16 protein-coding genes (1 of these 16 running past the window's edge) are annotated in these 14,544 nt (G+C 58.6%); 5 read left to right on the top strand and 11 right to left on the bottom strand.

Annotated features, from left to right (window positions below; all coding sequences use genetic code 11):
* Position 1: 1 nt before the first annotated feature.
* From ruvA to ACQAYK_RS11305, 8 genes are all read right to left on the bottom strand, one after another.
* Positions 2-583, bottom strand: coding sequence for a Holliday junction branch migration protein RuvA (ruvA, locus tag ACQAYK_RS11340; protein ID WP_215872694.1), 582 nt, complete (start codon positions 581-583; stop codon positions 2-4).
* Positions 580-1,089 carry a crossover junction endodeoxyribonuclease RuvC gene (ruvC, locus tag ACQAYK_RS11335; protein ID WP_215872695.1) on the bottom strand — a complete coding sequence of 170 codons (510 nt, stop codon included), beginning with the start codon at positions 1,087-1,089 and terminating at the stop codon, positions 580-582. Before ruvC ends, ruvA begins: the two co-directional genes overlap by 4 nt.
* A gap of 35 nt (positions 1,090-1,124) precedes the next feature.
* Positions 1,125-1,880: a YebC/PmpR family DNA-binding transcriptional regulator gene (locus ACQAYK_RS11330; protein ID WP_215872696.1), complete on the bottom strand. Its 756-nt coding sequence runs from the start codon at positions 1,878-1,880 to the stop codon at positions 1,125-1,127.
* A gap of 65 nt (positions 1,881-1,945) precedes the next feature.
* Positions 1,946-2,551: a lysophospholipid acyltransferase family protein gene (locus tag ACQAYK_RS11325; protein WP_215872697.1), complete on the bottom strand. Its 606-nt coding sequence runs from the start codon at positions 2,549-2,551 to the stop codon at positions 1,946-1,948.
* Between the two features lie 8 nt (positions 2,552-2,559).
* A complete protein-coding gene (gene nadA / locus ACQAYK_RS11320) occupies positions 2,560-3,651 on the bottom strand; it encodes a quinolinate synthase NadA (RefSeq protein WP_215872698.1) in 1,092 nt (363 codons plus the stop codon).
* Positions 3,652-3,690: 39 nt separating this feature from the next.
* On the bottom strand, positions 3,691-4,140 hold the full coding sequence (gene nudB / locus ACQAYK_RS11315) for a dihydroneopterin triphosphate diphosphatase (protein ID WP_215872699.1): 450 nt from the start codon (positions 4,138-4,140) through the stop codon (positions 3,691-3,693).
* A complete protein-coding gene (gene aspS, locus ACQAYK_RS11310) occupies positions 4,121-5,911 on the bottom strand; it encodes an aspartate--tRNA ligase (protein ID WP_215872700.1) in 1,791 nt (596 codons plus the stop codon). Before aspS ends, nudB begins: the two co-directional genes overlap by 20 nt.
* 69 nt (positions 5,912-5,980) lie before the next feature.
* Entirely contained in the window at positions 5,981-6,241 is a 261-nt protein-coding gene (locus ACQAYK_RS11305; RefSeq protein ID WP_215872701.1) for an FmdB family zinc ribbon protein, read from the bottom strand.
* A gap of 120 nt (positions 6,242-6,361) precedes the next feature.
* On the opposite strand from ACQAYK_RS11305, the gene ACQAYK_RS11300 reads away from it, so the two are divergent.
* The 3 genes from ACQAYK_RS11300 (at position 6,362) to ACQAYK_RS11290 (ending at position 9,881) form a co-directional block, all read left to right on the top strand.
* On the top strand, positions 6,362-7,018 hold the full coding sequence (locus tag ACQAYK_RS11300; protein ID WP_215872702.1) for a MarC family protein: 657 nt from the start codon (positions 6,362-6,364) through the stop codon (positions 7,016-7,018).
* Between the two features lie 156 nt (positions 7,019-7,174).
* The gene (locus ACQAYK_RS11295) at positions 7,175-8,704 is read left to right on the top strand and encodes a GspE/PulE/PilB domain-containing protein (RefSeq protein WP_255790305.1); all 1,530 of its coding nucleotides are present in this window, start codon (positions 7,175-7,177) and stop codon (positions 8,702-8,704) included.
* A complete protein-coding gene (locus ACQAYK_RS11290; RefSeq protein ID WP_255789756.1) occupies positions 8,697-9,881 on the top strand; it encodes a GspE/PulE/PilB domain-containing protein in 1,185 nt (394 codons plus the stop codon). The genes ACQAYK_RS11295 and ACQAYK_RS11290 overlap by 8 nt, the downstream gene beginning before the upstream one ends.
* 53 nt (positions 9,882-9,934) lie before the next feature.
* Here ACQAYK_RS11290 and ACQAYK_RS11285 read toward each other — a convergent pair whose 3' ends face one another.
* Both ACQAYK_RS11285 and ACQAYK_RS11280 read right to left on the bottom strand, forming a co-directional pair.
* The gene (locus ACQAYK_RS11285) at positions 9,935-10,441 is read right to left on the bottom strand and encodes a DsrE family protein (RefSeq protein ID WP_226827496.1); all 507 of its coding nucleotides are present in this window, start codon (positions 10,439-10,441) and stop codon (positions 9,935-9,937) included.
* 19 nt (positions 10,442-10,460) lie between these two features.
* Entirely contained in the window at positions 10,461-11,780 is a 1,320-nt protein-coding gene (locus tag ACQAYK_RS11280; protein ID WP_215872704.1) for a porin, read from the bottom strand.
* A gap of 296 nt (positions 11,781-12,076) precedes the next feature.
* Between ACQAYK_RS11280 and tyrS the strand changes: the two genes are divergently transcribed.
* Together tyrS and ACQAYK_RS11270 are read left to right on the top strand one after the other, a co-directional pair.
* Positions 12,077-13,285 (top strand): tyrosine--tRNA ligase, encoded by a 1,209-nt coding sequence (gene tyrS, locus ACQAYK_RS11275; RefSeq protein ID WP_226827498.1) that lies wholly within the window; start codon positions 12,077-12,079, stop codon positions 13,283-13,285.
* 13 nt (positions 13,286-13,298) lie between these two features.
* On the top strand, positions 13,299-13,793 hold the full coding sequence (locus tag ACQAYK_RS11270; RefSeq protein ID WP_255789755.1) for a glutathione peroxidase: 495 nt from the start codon (positions 13,299-13,301) through the stop codon (positions 13,791-13,793).
* Between the two features lie 91 nt (positions 13,794-13,884).
* Here ACQAYK_RS11270 and ACQAYK_RS11265 read toward each other — a convergent pair whose 3' ends face one another.
* Positions 13,885-14,544 carry the 3' portion of an ISNCY family transposase gene (locus ACQAYK_RS11265; RefSeq protein WP_483167386.1) on the bottom strand. It continues 603 nt past the right edge of the window, so 660 of the gene's 1,263 nt are visible here — the last part of the coding sequence; its start codon lies beyond the right edge, outside the window; the stop codon is at positions 13,885-13,887.

Below are 14,544 nucleotides of genomic sequence, written 5' to 3'. Positions count from 1 at the left end.
GTTAACGACGCGCAAGAATTTGTAAAGATTGACGAATCAGATCTTCGATGGGGAGCTCTCCTGATAACCCATCGACTACCCGTTGCGCCTCGATGGCCTTGTAACCCAGGCTCTGCAAGGCGGCGATAGCCTCCTGCTTGGGATCACTGGCCAGCGTGCCGGGCTGCAAAGGGGTGCCGCCGGCAGCGATCTTGTCCTGCAACTCGATGATCATGCGCTCCGCCGTTTTGGCGCCAATGCCGGGAATGGCCGTGAGCCGTCTTTTGTCGCCCAAGAGCAATGCCTCGCGCAACTGTCCCACTTCCAGTCCCGCCAGGCAGGCGAGGGCTACCTTGCCGCCAATGCCGTTGACCTTGATCAGCAGACGAAAGAGTTCGCGCTCGTCGAGAGTCAGAAAGCCATAGAGTAGTTGGGCATCTTCACGCACGACAAAATGCGTAAAGACCTGCAACGAACTCCCCTCGGCGGGGAGTCGATAGAAGGTGGAAAGCGGCATCTCGATTTCGTAGCCCACGCCGGCGACGTCGAGCCACAGCCAGGGTGGGCGGCGCTGCAGGATCTTGCCGTGCAGGCTGGTGATCATCGCCCGACGATCTCCCGGGACTGCCAGAACTGTTGCGTGCCGGCGCTATGGGCGTGGCAGATGGCACAGGCCAGGGCATCGGCAGCGTCGGCCTGGATCGCTTCGTGCACACCGAGGAGACGGCGCACCATGTGCTCCACCTGCGTCTTGTCGGCATGGCCGGCACCAACGGTCGCCTTTTTGATTTGCAGCGCCGTGTATTCACAGACCGGTAAATCCTGCTCCAAGAGGGCGACCAGCGCCGCGCCGCGCGCCTGCCCAAGCTTTAACGCAGAATCGGCATTGCGCGCGAGAAAGACCTGTTCTACGGCAGCGCTTTGCGGCGCAAAATCTTGTAGTACCTGCCGCAGTCCTCGATGGATGGCGGCAATGCGTTCCAGAAATGGTCGCCCGCTCACGTTGACGCAGCCGTGGGTGATATGGCGCAGACGCCCCGCGGAATCAGCCTCGATGATGCCGTAGCCAGTGCGCAGGGAGCCGGGATCGATGCCGATGATACGTTGCATGGTTGCTGGGGATTGGTCCGTCGCTCACCGCATCCTCAGGATGCCGCTGCCTCCAACCGTGCCATCTCTTCTTCACTCAGTTCATAATTGGCGTAGACGTTCTGCACGTCGTCATTTTCCTCCAGAAACTCGATCAGGCGCAGGAGCTTTTCCGCCTCCTCGCCGCTGACTTCAATGGTGTTTTCGGGGATCATGGTGATCTCGCTGTCCTCGGGTTGCAGCCCGGCATCTGTCAGTGCCTGTGTCACTGCGTGCAGGTCAGTAGCCGCGGTGTATACGGCGATCCGTTCCCCCTCATTGACCACATCCTCTGCCCCAGCCTCCAAGGCCGCCTCCAGAATACGGTCTTCATCGGCATCGGCAGGGAAGGTGATCAAGCCCAGCTTTTTGAATTGATAGGCCACCGAGCCCGCAGTGCCCATATTGCCACCGCGCTTGGAAAAGATATGGCGAATCTCGGCTACCGTGCGCACCTTGTTGTCGGTCATGGTCTCCACCAGGATGGCGACGCCGCCGGGGCCGTAGCCCTCATAGGTGACCTCCTCGTAGTCCACGCCCTCCAGCTCTCCGGTGCCCCGCTTGACGGCGCGCTCCACGGTATCCTTAGTCATATTGGCCGCATAGGCCTTGTCGAGGGCGAGACGCAGCCGCGAGTTGCTGCCCGGGTCACCACCACCGGCGCGCGCCGCCACGGTAATTTCGCGAATGAGGCGGGTAAAGACCTTGCCTCGTTTGGCGTCTTTGAGTGCCTTCTTGAATTTGATGGTGGACCATTTGCTATGACCGGACATACCCAACTCCTGAACCTTCACAACGCGCTGATAGCGCGCATGATAGCCCAAATATCACGCAAACGTCATGCCAGGGTGGTGATGGCGCTGCGCGTCGCACCGAGGATCTCGCCAGCATCGGCATCCGGATGAAAATGCAGGGGAACTCCGTAGCGCAGCACGGGATGCTGGCGCCGCAGCCAGGTCTGCCAGTCAGAGGAATATTGATGCACTCCCAGGACCCGGGCGGGGACGACCGGCGCGGCGCTCTCACGGACCAGCCAGGCCAGGCCCTTTTCCATCCCTTCGCGGGCAATGCCGCCTTCGGGAAAAATGCCGAGAACCCGCCCGGCCTGCAATTGCCGACGCGCCTGCAGCAGCGCGCGCAGATCGCGGCCATCGCGGCGCACCGGGATGCACGCGCTCAGGTCCAGCCACGGGCGCAGCCAGCGGAGATCGTAGTATTCCTGTGCCACCAGAAAGGAAATCAGGCGCTGATTGCTGGCGATCAGAAGCAGGGGGTCAAGCACCGAAAGGTGATTGCAGGCGATGATGGCGGCGCCGGACGCCGGAACCGTGCTGGCGTCCCAATGGCCCCCTTGGTACTGTCGTGCGTAGCAGAGGATTCCCCGATGTGCGGCACGTTGCGAAAATGTCCAGTCGCTGCTCTGATCGGCGGCAGCCGCCGGCATGATCGCGCTCAGGACTGCTCCAGCATGCGTTGCAGGGCGACGCGTGCCTCTACAGCGGTTTGTTCGGCTACGCGAATGACATTGCGCTCGCGACCGGCGACCAATTCCTCCAGCGTCAACGCCAACTGCTCCGGGTCGATGCGGAACATGGTCGAGCACATGCAGACCATGGGCGACATGAATTCCACTGTCTTCCCCTCGGGACGCACCTCCTCCGCCAGGCGGGTGACGAGGTTGATTTCCGTACCCACCAGCCACTCACTGCCGGATTCTGCAGCCTTCACGGTTTTCAGGATGAAATCCGTGGAGCCGACGGCATCGGCCATGGAGCAGACCTCAAAGGCGGCCTCCGGGTGGGCGATGACCTTGCCTTGGGGGTGTGCGGCACGCCAGCGTTCGATATGAATGGGCTGGAACATCTGATGTACCGAACAGTGCCCTTTCCAGAGCAGGATCTTTGCCTGGCGAATCTCCTCGGGAGAGAGCCCCCCCAGAGGCAGCGCGGGATCCCAGACCGGCATCTCGCGCAAGGGAATGCCCAATTGATGCCCACTCCAGCGCCCCAAGTGCTGATCAGGAAAGAAAAAGGCCTTGGGACGCTGGTGAAAGCCCCAGTCGAGGATCTTGCGGGCATTGGAGGAGGTGCAGACCGTGCCACCATGGCGTCCACAGAAGGCCTTGATTTCGGCGCTGGAATTGACGTAGGTGACGGGGGTGATCTCCGCCTCGGGATCGAGCACCGTGCCCAGCTCTTCCCAGGCGCGCTCCACCTGCTCGATACTTGCCATGTCGGCCATGGCGCAGCCCGCCTGCAGGTCGGGAAGGATGCTTTTCTGCTCGGGACGGCTGAGAATGTCCGCCACCTCAGCCATGAAATGGACCCCGCAAAACACGATATACTCGGCATCCAGCTCGGCGGCTGCCCGCGATAGTTGCAGGGAATCGCCATGGAAGTCGGCATGGCGATATACTTCCTCGCGCTGGTAGTGGTGGCCGAGGATGACGGCACGCTTGCCCAGCGCCGCCTTGGCGACGCGAATCCGGGTATCGACTTCCGCCGCTTGGTTGCGTCCGCGAAATTGCACCGTGTCGACCGTCATTGCCACCTCCGTCCGATCATCCGCACTAACACTACCAAGCTAAGAGGCTGCACGCCCGGCGTCAAGGTTACCGAAGAGGCGAATGATGGCGTTACGGTTGGTCCAAGAACCGCAGCGTTCCGCTGCTTCGGTGGGGGATAGCCAAGCAAAGGCACAATGCTCCTCGGGCCGCAGGCGTGGCGTTTCCGTCCTTGCCAGACAGAGAGTGAAGATTCGCTCCTCGTTTTCTGTTACCCCTGGCGCATAGCGCTCCGACCAGGGTGGAACGATGGGAAAACGGTTACGCACGCCGGTATCAATCAGGCCCGTGGCGGCAAAGCCGGTTTCCTCGCGCAGCTCCCGCTCTGCCGCTTGTTGCCAGCGTTCTCCCGCTTCGAGGCTGCCGGTGACCGACTGCCAAAAACCTTGAGGTCGAACCCGTTCCAGCAGCAGTACTTGGGTTGCGGTATGCACGAGTACGAGTACTGACTTAGGGATTTTGTAGTCCATCTCCCACTCCCGGCCGGAGCCGGATACCAAGCTCCTGCAACTGGCGGTCGGCCACTGGACTGGGCGCTGCGGTGAGCAGGCAACCCGCCTTTTGCGTCTTGGGGAAAGCGATGACGTCGCGAATGGTATCACTGCCACTCATCAACATCACCAGACGATCGAGCCCGAAGGCCATGCCGCCATGAGGTGGCGCACCAAAGCGTAAGGCATCGAGCAGAAAGGCGAACTTGTCCTGCGCTTCCTCGGGTCCGATTCCCAGAGCCGCGAAGACCTCCTTCTGCACCTCCTCGCGATGGATGCGGATGCTCCCGCCACCAATCTCGTTGCCGTTCAGTACCAGATCATAGGCGCGGGCGAGGGCGTGTTCCGGATCCGTCCGCAGGGTTGCCAGATCGGTGGACTGGGGCGCGGTAAAGGGGTGATGGGTGGAGCTCCAGCGCTCCTCTTTCTCGTCAAACTCGAACATCGGAAAGTCGGTGATCCAGACGGGTTTCCATCCTGCCTGTACGAGCCCGAGATCCGTTCCAACGCGGTTGCGCAGGTTACCCAGGGCCTCGTTGACGATCTTGGCGCGGTCGGCCCCAAAGAAGAGGATGTCGCCATCCTCGGCGCCACTACGCTGCAGAATCTCCTGTAATACGGGTTCAGGCAGAAATTTGACGATGGGCGACTGCAGGCCGGAAGCCCCCGAAGCAAGATCATTGACCTTGATCCAGGCCAGCCCCTTGGCGCCATAGATGGCGACAAACTCGGTGTAACCATCGATCTGTGCCCGGCTGAGACTCGCCCCACCGGGCACCCGCAGGCAGGCCACGCGGCCGTGCGGTGCATCGGCAGCAGCGCGAAAGACCTTGAATTCGACACTGCGCATCAGATCGGTCAGCTCAGTGAGCTCCAGCGGGTTGCGCAGGTCGGGGCGATCCACGCCAAAGCGCTGCATGGCCTCGCCATAGGTCATGTGTGGGAAGGGGTCTGGCAATTCTGTCTGCAAGACGTCACGAAACAGGCCGCGAATCATTGGCTCCGCCAAAGCCATGACGTCTTTCTCTTCGACAAAAGACAGCTCGATGTCGATCTGCGTAAACTCCGGTTGCCGATCAGCGCGCAAATCCTCGTCACGGAAACACTTGGTAATCTGGTAGTAGCGGTCAAATCCCGCTACCATCAACAGCTGTTTAAAGAGTTGCGGGCTTTGCGGCAGGGCGAAGAATTCCCCCGGGTAGGTGCGCGAGGGTACCAGATAGTCGCGTGCGCCCTCGGGCGTGGAGCGCGTCAGTACCGGGGTTTCCACATCGATACAGCCGGCGGCATCCAGGTAATTGCGCACGTGGCGCGTGATCTGATGGCGCAGGCGAAGATTGTGCAGCATCTGCGGTCGTCGCAGATCGAGATAGCGATATTGCAGACGCAGGTTCTCGCCGATGCCCTCTTCATCCAGCGGAAAGGGCAGGGCATCAGCGCGACTCAAAATTTCGATTTCCTCCGCCAGAATCTCCACCTTGCCGCTGGGCAGCTGCGGATTTTCCGTCCCAGCAGGGCGCGCCCGCACCTTACCGACCACCCGCACGACAAACTCCGAGCGACAGTCTTCGGCACTGGCAAAGGCCGCCGGGCGATCGGGATCGACCACCACCTGCACCAGACCCTCACGATCGCGCAGATCGAGAAAGATTACTCCGCCGTGGTCGCGCCGCCGTTGTACCCAGGCGCAGAGGGTGACCGACTCGCCGATTTGTTGTTCTGTAACCTGGTGACAATAATGACTGCGCATAAGGTGTATCCTGGCAAAAAATGAGGGCCCGATCGGGCCCGCTAATGGTGTCGCTCCCGACGTCCTACGTCAATGACAGGCGCAGGCGCCGCCCGCACAAGGGGGTGCCGCGCTGGTACTGCCCTCCTCGCTCTTGGTCGTTTTACTGGAACCCTTGAAATCTGTTTCGTACCAGCCGCTGCCCTTCAGGGCAAAACCGCCAGCGCTGAGCTGCCGCTCCAATCCTGGCTTGCCGCAGGCCGGACAATCTACCAGGCGCGGGTCAGACATTTTTTGCTCAGCGCTGAGCTGATGACCGCATTCCTTGCATACATATTCATAAGTTGGCATCGATGCTACTCCTTTCCTGTACCAATCAGCCTATTATAAATATGTACTCGCTCTTGCCAATGCAAGAGAGTACCATCTGCCCGCCGCGTTCTTTACTTGTCGTTTTCGAGGTACACAGATTTGCTTGGCGCTGACATCCATGGCGCATTGCGCACCCTCATCGCACTGCTCGCAATTCTCAACCCCATTGGAGCGGTCCCCATCTTCATCGCCCTCACCAATGATGAGAGTCCGGCGCAACGCCTGCAGACCGCCAAGATGGCGGCGCGCGCGGTGGCGGTGGTGCTCCTGATTTCTGCCTTTCTAGGGGAATACATCCTGCGTTTCTTCGGGATCAGCATCGCCGCCTTCCAGGTCGCCGGTGGCATGATTCTCATGCTGCTCGCCCTGAACATGCTGCAGGCCAAGTCCGGCGGACGTTACAAGCATACCCCGGAAGAGGCGGCAGAGGGTATGCAGAAGGAGGCGGTGGCGGTAGTACCGTTGGCCATCCCGCTGCTCGCCGGACCGGGCACCATGGTCACCGTCATCATTGCGCACAATCGGAGCAATACTTGGCTGGCCAGTGGTCTCTTGGTCGTCGACATTCTGATCATTAGTCTGGTGGCGTATGCTGCTCTGCGTCTTGCCGAGCCCCTGAGCCGGAGAATGGGGGTAACCGGAATCAATATCTCGACGCGGATTTTTGGATTGATCCTGGCCGCCATTGCGGTCACCTTTCTTGCAAATGGCTTGTCCACTCTTTTCCCCGGTCTGCACGCGACAGTCATCTCATAAGGGAATCTAAATCGCCTATCAACTGCTATTGTTGGTAAGAAAGCTACTTTTTTGTATAAAATAAACGGTTAATGAGGGAAACATTAGTTGCCACCCGTTTCTCCTATCGGATCAAGCCGCGGCATATGTTGCTCGGTAAGAATTTGAGGTACGAAGATTAACGCACAGGTACAAGAAAAAGATCTGCAACTCCAGGAGCTGTCTGCTCGCTACGACTGGCCAACGGTCGAGTACGACGAATCGCTGACCGCTTCCGCCGCCATTTTGCGCCGACTGAATGTCGATTCACTGCGTGACGAATTATGGTTGCCTATCCGCTGGGATGATGACAGCGCTGAAGTCATCGTTTGCAACCCGGAAGATCCGCAGCTTGTAGAGCACATCCGCAGCTCTCTGGGGGTGCGGGAACTCTGCTTCCGGGTGGCGACGCCGTCGGATCTCGTGCGTCTGATTGAAAACAGTGCGGACCTCAACGAGCATTTTCCCGTGTATGCCGGGCGCACACCCCTGGCCAAGGTGCGCACCTACCTGGCGGGCCTGCGTACCCGCTACTCAGCGCAGAGGACGCAGTTTGCCCGCAGTCGTACGGGTCTCGCTCTCGCGCGTACTGGGCTCACCTTCATCACCATCGCGGTCGCATTTTTTCGTTTGTTTGGTACCGGAGATCTGCTTATTTTTGAGATTCCGCTGCTCATTATTGGCCTATTTGCCATTGTCGATGGCCTGCTTTGGTATTTTCCAGCACGGAAGGAATCGCGCCGAATCAAGAGCTATCCCCCATACCCGGTGCCAGAAGGATACACCGCTATCAATATGGTAGATCCGGGTGGCGCGATGGAGTTTTCGCGCAGTGCCATCGTTCCCGGCAGTACGGCGTTGCGGCAAAACTGGGATGCCCTCTCTCCGGTGGAGCGCCGGCGCTTTCTGGCGAATGACCGTACCAACCTCGCCGAAGAGCGAACCATATTAGCCTATCTGCGGGTGATGATGGCCAAGGCCCGCACCGGGCTCGCCTTTGCCCGTACCGGAGTCGCTTTTGCTGGTGTGGGTATTGGCTTTATCCGGAAATTCCCTGCCGGCCCCTGGTCGATCTTCGACTGGAGCCTCGTCGTTATCGGTGTGTTGATGCTGATCGAGGGCTTCCTCTGGTATGGGCCGGGGCGGCGTGCCGCCAACAAGGCGCTGGCAGCGGTGGCAGAGAAACGCGACGTTGCCGGCCTTTGGGATACGATTTTTCCTTCTCTGTGTCTCTATGCGCAGGGCATCGATCCGGTAGCAGAGGCCAATTCGCCGCAGGCTCAGCCCGGCGTCTTCGCTACTACCGGACTCGCCCTGGAGCGCACCACCCTGGCAGACAAACGCAATACCATGTCGCGGCTGCGAACGATCATGGCGCGGGCGCGCACCGGCATGGCCTTCATCCGTACCGGCTTCAGTGTCATGACCGTGGGCACCGGCCTCTTTGTGTATTTTCATTTTACCGGGCATGTGCATGTCTTCTGGTCCATTTTCGATATCGCTTTGGTCATCGCCGGCCTGTACCTGATCGCTGATGGATTGCACTGGTATCTGCCCGCCGAGCGGGTCAAGCGGCGTTCCAGGTATGTCGATAACGACTTCGAAATTGCTGATGCAGACTACAGTCTGCCGCGCAGCGCCTGGAAGCGAGAGCTCTACCGTGAGTGACGACTTGCGCATCTACGACGCCCTGCTCGACAACGGCGTTCTCAGCGCTGCGGAATTGACGGAGGCAAAGCGTCAGGCGGCGTGGCGTGGCATCGAGCTGGAGCGCGTTCTGCTGAGGGACTTTGCCGTAGCGCGTTGCGATTTGCTGTCGGCGCTGGCAAAGCGTTACGGCTGCGCCTGCGTGCAATACGACGAGCGCTTGCCGGTTCCTACCGAGCTCTTCGCAGGCCTCGATGCCAAGGTACTGCGTATGAATGTCTGGTTTCCGCTGCGGCGCGTCGACAACACGGTCATCATTGCCGCAGCCGATCCTAGCAATGAAGCGATGCAAGAAGAGGTACAGCGACTCATCCCCGCGCCGCGCTATGAGTTTCGTGTTGCCCTGCGCGAAGACATCCGCTGGTATATCCAGGACTACCTGCATGCCGAAGCACCGTTTCTCATCGGCATAGAACGCACGGGGCTGGCCTACTGGCGCAACACCATGGCGCATTGGCGCACCAAGCTCGCGGCACATCGTACGGCCCATGCCCGCGCGCGGACATCAATGAAGCTTCTGCGCTGGGGCTTGACCCTGGTGGCCATATCCAGCGTAGTCTCGCATTTTCCGCACTCGTTTCTGGCTCCCTATCACTTGCCCATCTTGCTCTCGGGTGCGGTGCTGGCCGGTTTCGGATTGCTTGATTACCTCAAGGTGCGACGAGCGCGTATGGACTTGCCGTGCCAACGCGCGCTGATCGATATCACCACGCAAAATATTCGCTTTACCGAGCGTTATCATCTTCCCGAAGCGCCCATGGAGGCCGAGGACCAATCGGCGCTTGCCAAGCTCGCTGCCGCAATTCCCAACTACTGTTCGGTGTTGCGCCCGGTGCCCGCGAGTAAGGAACGTACCCACCTGGCGCGAGAACGTAACATTCTTGCTGCGCAACGGACTATCGCTGCCAGCCACCGCACCTCCTATGCCCGAGCCAGAACGGGATTGTCCCTGATTCGTACGGGTGTTTCTTTTGTCGGTCTGGGCATTGCCATGCACAAGTTGCTGAATGCCAGCGCTTATAGTTTCACCGACTATGTTCTCATTGGCGCTGGATGCTTGATGTTCATCGATGGGCTGCGTTGGTATCTACCCGCGCGTCGTCTCAAATACGGTATCGGCCGCGACAGTAAACCGTAACAAAAAAGGTGGCCGGACATCGACCACCTCAAGCGGGCTGAGAAAGCCTGAAATTATGGTTTCACATAGTCAAAGCCATGCGACTCCAGTTGCATGATGCGCACGATTCCCGCCGGAACAATGACTACTGAGGGGTCGAGGGGGGGCAGATGACCCGTCTTCTTCTTGAACGCCTCCATGCTGTTATGACAGACATCAAATTCCACCCCCTCGGCGTTGATGGCAGCAATGCGGTCCGCGATTCCCTTGTTTTTCGGCAGATACATCTTGATGCCGGGACCAAAGGCCACGACGATGACTTGTACCTGCTCCTGCCCAAAATAATTGAGTAAATTCTGCGCATTGTTGAGGGTCAGGTTCCAGCGCGCGGGATCGGCCTGACTGACCTGCAGGACCACTTTGGCCTTGGCGAAGGGGTGATTGTGTATGAAGGTCGGTTTGCTGTAATCGAAATCGTGCAGCATCGATACATTGGCCCAGGCCGGACTTGTTCCCAGGACGAGGAGAAGCGGAATGCCAAGCGTAAAGAGAACGCGACGGAATAGCGAAGAGTGACGCATTTGTGGGCTCCTTATGACGTTAGAAAGCAATCATTGCCTGCAGGGCAAAGACATTATCGACAGCGCTGGCTACGCTCTCACTGGTGGCGTTCGGATGGGGAACATCCAGCGTGCGGAAATAATATCCCGCCATCACCTTGGTCAATGGCGTGAAATGGTATTGCAAACCCAGCGCATAGGTCTTGAAAATCCGGTTTTGGGCAGGATTGTTGGGCAGGCGGTTGTAGTAATCGTAGCGCAGATTTACTTCGATGTTTTTGGTCAGGAAAAGTCCGCCTTCCACCATATACCCCCAAGCCTTGTTGCCAATACCCGGATATAGCTGAGTTTGGTACAATGCCGCTTGTTTCAGATCGGCCTTGTTGAAGGCTGCGGGTGCATCGATCCAGCCATTGCCGCGCATATATTCAAAACGAAACTGCCGACCCCAGGGATGCATGTATCCCTGCAGATATTGCAAGTCGGCACCGTAGCGGTTCATGTCATAATTTGCGCCATCAAAACGTGGCACGGCGTGCTGATACCAAATGCCGCCCTGGATATCGCTGCGAAACGGTCCTTTCCCGCCAAGGATATACGCTTCTTGCAAGCGTACCGCTTCCATAGGCTCGTTCGATTGGTTGCCTGCGGCGACGGTACCGTACATGCCGACCATGGCTCCATAGGTGAACTCCCATGGCCCGCTGCGAAACCAGTCAAAGATCATGGCACCGGGGTAGCGATAGCCATTGACGCCCAGTTTTTCCGTGCCAGGAATCAGGTAGCCGGCGGGACTATCTTTGCTGATGTAGGCGGAATTCAGCATGGGCTGGTTCATCAACTGGTTAATGACCGTCGAGCTGATGACATAGTTATAAGTCATAAAGCCCTGCATGGCGCCTTCGCTACTCGGAGCGCGAATCAGGCCCACCTCCACCCGGGCTCCGGGGATGTAGCTGAAAGTGACGTGACCATCGATCAAACCCGGCTGGTATCCGCTCCGTACATGGGTGTAGCCATTATTGCCAAACTCCCCAGCGACAAAGTACGAGATATTGGGATTCAGGTTTCCGCGAAACATGATACGAGCGCGTAAAATACCGGCGGTCGTACCCTGGCTAAAATCCGGGCCGACCAGGTTGATGTGCGGTACCTCATGCAGCAGCCCATCTTCCGTACCAGGCTGTACCCAGATCGTCGGCTCGATAAAGCCCGATACCCCAAACAACGGCGCTTTCGCTGGAGAAATGCCCTGCAGTTCGAACCAATTTGCGGCTTCCGCCCCCGGTGCATACAGAAGGCCGGCAGCGAGCGCGGCAGATACTACCCCAGACAACAGTAGCGGTTTCGTTCTGGTCATATATCACCCCTATGATTGTGATGTGCAAAATACTAGCAAGGCATGTGCCATGATAGGCGCTTGCGCAAAATGCAATGGTTAATGGGCATTACTGCTGATGGACTGGATGTTGTTTAGCCAGCTTTGTGCGCCAAAATGCATCTTCCCTGTTCTCTCGGGAACACCAGAAAATTCGTATAAATTTATCGTCATTGCCGACGGGTTCGGATAGTGCTGTATCGGTCACCCGCGCCCGGCTTCGCCCTGATCGGCAGCGATGCTACCATCGCCGGTAAATTTGGCAGATGGAAGGCAACATGGATCACGCGACAGCTCTAGGCCAATTACAGCTCGGCGCAGCCGATATCCTGCCCGAGGGCGGTCTGGTCTCGCTACTGCAACGGGCAGAAAACGAAAAGCGGTCCCTACGGATCAAACTGGGTATGGATCCAACCGCCCCGGACCTCCACCTTGGTCACACGGTTCTGCTCCACAAGGCTCGCCAGTTTCAGGATCTGGGGCACGAATTGCTGTTTGTCATTGGTGATTTTACCGCACGCATCGGAGATCCCACCGGCAAGAACAGCACCCGCCCGCCGCTCAGTGCGGAGGATGTGCAGGCCAACGCCCAGACCTACCGCGAGCAGATTTTCAAGGTCCTCGACCCAGAACGTACGCAAGTCGTGTTCAATTCCCAGTGGCTCGACCGCTTCAGTCCGAGTGAAATGATCCACCTCGCGGCGCAGTCCACGGTGGCCCGCATGCTGGAACGCGACGACTTCAGCAAGCGCTACGCTGCCGGCCAGGCCATCGCCATTCACGAATTTCTCTACCCCCTCCTGCAAGGGTACGACTCCGTTGCCCTCAAGGCTGATGTCGAGCTGGGTGGCACCGATCAGCGCTTCAATCTGCTGGTCGGTCGCGAGTTGCAGAAAAATTGGGGGCAGCCCCAGCAGCTGGTTTTTACCATGCCCATTCTCGAAGGGCTGGATGGCATACAAAAAATGTCCAAATCCCTGGGCAACTACATCGCCTTACAAGACCCTCCGGAGCAGATCTTTGGTAAGGTGATGTCCATCTCCGATACCCTGATGTGGCGCTACTACACTCTTCTGTCGCGTCTGCCAGCGGCAGAGCAGCAGCGCCGGCAGCGAGAATGTGAGAGCGGAACGCGCAATCCCCGCGACTGTAAACTTGCCCTGGCACAAGAGCTGGTCGCGCGTTTTCATGGCGCGGATGCCGGACAGTTGGCGTATGATGGTTTTCTGGCACAATTTCAACGGCATGAGCGTCCAGATAACCTCCCTTTGCAGGAAATTGCCATGGATCAGCCGTATAGCATAGCGCGTCTTCTACAGAATCTGGGTTGGGTGCGCAGCAGCAGTGAGGGGATGCGCAAGGTGCGCGAGGGCGCCGTTCGCCTGCAGGATGCGCGTGTCGAAGACCCTGGGCTAGCCCTCGCTCCCGGCGAAGAATATCTCGTGCAGTATGGCAAAAAGCATTTCGCCCGCGTGATCTTGCGGTAAAGAGGTAGGCCTGGTGATAGAAAAAACGGAACTCTACGATTTTTGTTTGCCTTTGCTAAACGGCAAGGACTGCTGCCTGCGCGATTTCGCCGGACAGGTCTTGCTCATCGTCAATACGGCAAGCCTCTGTGGCTTTACACCGCAGTACCAGGGCCTGCAGGCGCTCTATGAGCGCTACCGGGAGCGCGGCTTCACCGTGCTTGCTTTCCCCTGTAACCAGTTCGGCCACCAGGAGCCCGGCAACGCCGATGCCATCGGCGATGTCTGCTATGGGCGCTTCGCCGTCAGCTTTCCCGTTTTCGCCAAGGTCGATGTCAACGGACCCGGTGCCGAACCCCTCTTTGACTACCTGAAAACTGCCCTGCCTGGTTGGCTGGGGCCACGCATCAAATGGAATTTCACCAAATTTCTGATTGACCGCAGTGGCAAACCCCGGCGTCGTTACTCGCCCCGTGTCTCGCCGCAGAAGATCGCACCGGCCATCGAGGCCCTGCTGCAACGGCCCTGAAAGAGATTTTGCGAAACTGTGTCAAGGCACATTAGAAATGTCCGGTGTTGGGCAAGATAGAGATGTCCGGTTTCCTGGGTGTTGGTTTCTTTCAAGGACAATCTGAGGTGGGGTAACGACGCCAAGGGTGGTCGGCAGCAGGTCGGGATTTTTCGGACCAGCGGCGGGACGCCAGGATCGTGTCGACACGTGCGTTGAGGCCTTTGTCATCGACAGGACGAGGGATTTCCTGGGCGGGATCGAAGACCTTGTAGGGCAAGACTGCCTGGGCGGCTACTAGTTCTACTTGCCCGTTGGCATGGACCACGACATCGACTTTCCGTCCGCGCAGTGCATAACGTGGGGCACCACCGGTCTGGATGATGTAGCGTTGTCTCTGGAAAGACAGCACCAAGTCTTTGGATAGGGTACGGCGGTGGTGGATGGCGCAGATCCGGGCGAGAGTTTCTGGACTTCCATCATAGGGTTGGTGGGCGTCCTCGTCGTCGCATGCCGCCACGGCAAAGCGCGCATTGTGTTGCTGCAGGTACTGGGGGAGCCAAGCGTTGGCGGTATCCTGATCGCTGATACCCTTCAGGCGCAAGGCCTTGACCAGGCGATCCTGAAGCGTTTGGAACAGGCGTTCTACCCGACCTTTGGCCTGTGGGCTCAAGGCCTGGATGGTGGCAATTCCCAAGGCTTCGGTGGCACGCTGAAACTGCGTGGGTTCGTTGTCTTCTGGGTTGTGTTTGGTGAAGATGCTGTGCCGATC

The sequence above is a fragment of the Acidithiobacillus sp. AC3 genome, from assembly GCF_050261095.1.
GTDB lineage: Bacteria > Pseudomonadota > Gammaproteobacteria > Acidithiobacillales > Acidithiobacillaceae > Igneacidithiobacillus > Igneacidithiobacillus copahuensis.
The sequence above is the reverse complement of the archived record's forward strand: the minus strand, read 5'-3'. Positions and strand labels throughout refer to the sequence as shown.

Bases quoted from the DNA above. Each gene is read 5' to 3' on its own strand.
- aspS (WP_215872700.1), bottom strand. From the start codon at position 5,911: ATGCGCAGTCATTATTGTCACCAGGTTACAGAACAACAAATCGGCGAG.
- ACQAYK_RS11330 (WP_215872696.1), bottom strand. From the start codon at position 1,880: ATGTCCGGTCATAGCAAATGGTCCACCATCAAATTCAAGAAGGCACTC.
- nudB (WP_215872699.1), bottom strand. From the start codon at position 4,140: ATGGACTACAAAATCCCTAAGTCAGTACTCGTACTCGTGCATACCGCA.
- tyrS (WP_226827498.1), top strand. From the start codon at position 12,077: ATGGATCACGCGACAGCTCTAGGCCAATTACAGCTCGGCGCAGCCGAT.
- ACQAYK_RS11285 (WP_226827496.1), bottom strand. From the start codon at position 10,441: ATGCGTCACTCTTCGCTATTCCGTCGCGTTCTCTTTACGCTTGGCATT.
- ACQAYK_RS11280 (WP_215872704.1), bottom strand. From the start codon at position 11,780: ATGACCAGAACGAAACCGCTACTGTTGTCTGGGGTAGTATCTGCCGCG.
- ruvA (WP_215872694.1), bottom strand. From the start codon at position 583: ATGATCACCAGCCTGCACGGCAAGATCCTGCAGCGCCGCCCACCCTGG.
- nadA (WP_215872698.1), bottom strand. From the start codon at position 3,651: ATGACGGTCGACACGGTGCAATTTCGCGGACGCAACCAAGCGGCGGAA.
- ruvC (WP_215872695.1), bottom strand. From the start codon at position 1,089: ATGCAACGTATCATCGGCATCGATCCCGGCTCCCTGCGCACTGGCTAC.
- ACQAYK_RS11305 (WP_215872701.1), bottom strand. From the start codon at position 6,241: ATGCCAACTTATGAATATGTATGCAAGGAATGCGGTCATCAGCTCAGC.
- ACQAYK_RS11325 (WP_215872697.1), bottom strand. From the start codon at position 2,551: ATGCCGGCGGCTGCCGCCGATCAGAGCAGCGACTGGACATTTTCGCAA.